The sequence below is a fragment of the Skermanella sp. genome (assembly GCF_059503625.1).
This window is the reverse complement of record NZ_JCACHA010000408.1, coordinates 1-2,475: the sequence shown is the minus strand read 5'-3', so window position 1 is coordinate 2,475 and position 2,475 is coordinate 1. Positions and strand designations below refer to the sequence as shown.

Below are 2,475 nucleotides of genomic sequence, written 5' to 3'. Positions count from 1 at the left end.
GTTGAAGCGGTCGAAGACCTGCCGTCCGTCCGGATAGGTGAACGAGACATCCCTGAACTCGATCTCGCCGCCGCCCGGCAGCAGCGGGCGCTCGTCGCCGACATCCTCCAGCCCATGAGGCTGCGCGATGACGCGCAGGCTGTCGGTGATGATGCCCATGTGCTGCGAGGTATTGACCAGCGCCAGCGCCAGATCGCGCGAGCCGTGCAGGATGCGGAAGGTCAGCGCGCTGATGATGACGACGTCGCCCGGCGAGATCGTGGCCGAGCGCCAGAGCGTGATCGCCCACAGCAGCATGGAGCCGGCCATGATCCAAAGGCAGGCGTCGTGCAGCAGCCGGGCCTTCTCCAGATACATCCAGCTCCTGCGCTCGGACGAGGCCTCCATGCCCAGCTCCCGGGCCAGCCGGTCGCGCTCGCGCTGGCGGGCGGAGAACGCCTTGACCGTCCAGACGTTGGACACGACATCGACCAGCTGGCCGCCGGCATGGGACGCCTGATGGGCGAAGGCGTGGTGGACTTCCCGCCCGCGCACGCCGAACCAGACGATGGCCAGCGCCACGACCACGACGAAGCAGGCCAGCGCCACCGCCATCCGCCAGTCGATCGTCGTCAGCACGATCACGGCCCCGATGATCTCGGTGCAGGGCGGCACGATGCTCCAGGTCAGGCTGCGCAGGATCATGCCCGCCGCGTTGGCGGTTGCGGTGATCCTGCTGCCGAGCGAGCCCGCGAAGTGCTGGCTGAAGTAGCGCATCGGGTGGCCGGTCAGGTGCTGGAACAGGTCCAGCCGCATATCGACGCCGGTCGCCACGATGGTCCGTGCCCCCAGCCAGCCGCCCGACCGCCACATCACGTTCTCGATGGCGATCAGCCCCAGGAACAGCATCAGCGGGGTCCAGACATCCGCCGCCATGCGGTCGGGGGAAGCCATCGCATCGACCAGAAGCTTCATGCCGTACTGCACGAGCACGGCGCACGCGGCCCCCGCCACGATCACGCTGAACAGCGCGCCGAATTCCCATCGGCGCGCGCGGATATACCGCATGAGAAAGCTCAGCGGGGTACTGGGAAGAGGCCGGCTTGTCGTGGGCCGGTTTGACATGCAAAAAATCCTTTGGTGATTGGAGGGGATGGCGGGGTTGATGCCGCCATCCCCCCGTCTCAACTCACGCCGCGTCCGTCTTCAAGCCGTCGTCCGCATTCAGCCGCGCGAACCGCGCCTGCTGCCGGGCGAGTTCTTCGCCCAATGGCTCATGCACCACCCGCTTGCCCTCGGCATCGGGATGCCCGAGCAAACCGGTCGCGCAATGCCGGTCGTCAGCCCAGCCGGGATAGTCCAGCACGGGGTAAAGGCAGATGCCCTCGACAGGAACGCCAGCTTCCAACGCCGCCGCGACCTCGTCGCAGACATATTTGAACCAGGACGCGCGGGGATCGCCCTCGGCCCCCGTTTCCGCGACCAGCACCGGCTTGCCGTAGCGCTTGTGCGTTTCCGCCAGCAACTCCCGGAACGGCTTGTACTTCGGATCGGTCCGCTCGATGGTCGGGCCGTTGAAGTACCACTGGTTGTCGGAGTAGTAGTTGACCCCGATGGTATCCAGGTATTCCGGCTTGCCGCCCAGCCCCGGCCAGATCTTGCCGACCAGCATGTCCCAGGCCTGGAACTGCGCCTGCCGGTAACCCTCGGCCCCGCCCCGGTCGCCCGGACCCTTCGGCACCACGTTGATCACAGGATCGATCTGGACGAACCGGGCGCGCGGATCGACGTTGCGGACAGCCTCGATCGCCGCGATCGAGGCGCGGACGAGCTGGACCTTCAGCTCCATGCCCCGGCCCCGCGCCATCGGGTTGAAGCTGGCGGTATCGCCGCCGGCCCAGGCCCAGTACGAGATCTCGTTGATCGCCGCGTAGAACGGCACCTCCGACGTCTCGTCCTTGACCACCTGTGCTACCGCCGCCGCGAACTTGGCGAAGCGGTCCACGAAGTTCGGCCGCCAGATGTCGATGTCGTCGGGCCAGCCGTAGTGGCAGAGGTCCCAGATCGGCTGGACCCCAGCCGCCCGGCTGGCATGCAGCATGGGCAGGAAGCTGGACCAGTCGAACTGTCCCGGCGTCGGTTCGATCAGGTGCCAGCGCAAGCCATCGCGAACCGTCCGGAGGCCGTGCCCGGCCATGGTGCGGAAGTCTTCCGCGAAGAACTTGCCATGACCGGTCGATTCGATGAGATCGAGCCGCCGGCCGTCGTGCCGGCGGTGGGTCGAGCACTCGAACCCGCCCATGAAGAAGCTGTTGAAAAGCTCGGGTCTGTGCATTTCAGTCTTCTCCCGGCTCAATCGCCGGCGCCCTGCGCCGCTTCGGCGCGGACGGTACCGTTGACCCGAGCCATGCTGCGGGCGGCACGAGCCAGACCGGATTCGGACTTCTCGGTCTCCTCGATCCGCTTGAACAGGGCCAGCGCCTGGCCGACGACCTG

At 67.1% G+C, this 2,475-nt stretch carries 2 protein-coding genes; both read right to left on the bottom strand.

Annotation, left to right across the window (positions count from 1 at the left end; all coding sequences use genetic code 11):
- A partial coding sequence (locus tag AC5JJ6_RS09000; RefSeq protein WP_496041709.1) for an ABC transporter transmembrane domain-containing protein occupies positions 1–1,047 on the bottom strand: 1,047 nt, incomplete at its 3' end.
- Positions 1,048–1,168: 121 nt separating this feature from the next.
- Positions 1,169–2,314 carry a glycoside hydrolase family 1 protein gene (locus AC5JJ6_RS08995; RefSeq protein WP_496041708.1) on the bottom strand — a complete coding sequence of 382 codons (1,146 nt, stop codon included), beginning with the start codon at positions 2,312–2,314 and terminating at the stop codon, positions 1,169–1,171.
- Between the last annotated feature and the right edge of the window lie 161 nt (positions 2,315–2,475).

What these genes read in the sequence shown, in the direction of transcription:
- AC5JJ6_RS08995 (WP_496041708.1), bottom strand. Translation starts at nt 2,314, where the DNA reads ATGCACAGACCCGAGCTTTTCAACAGCTTCTTCATGGGCGGGTTCGAG.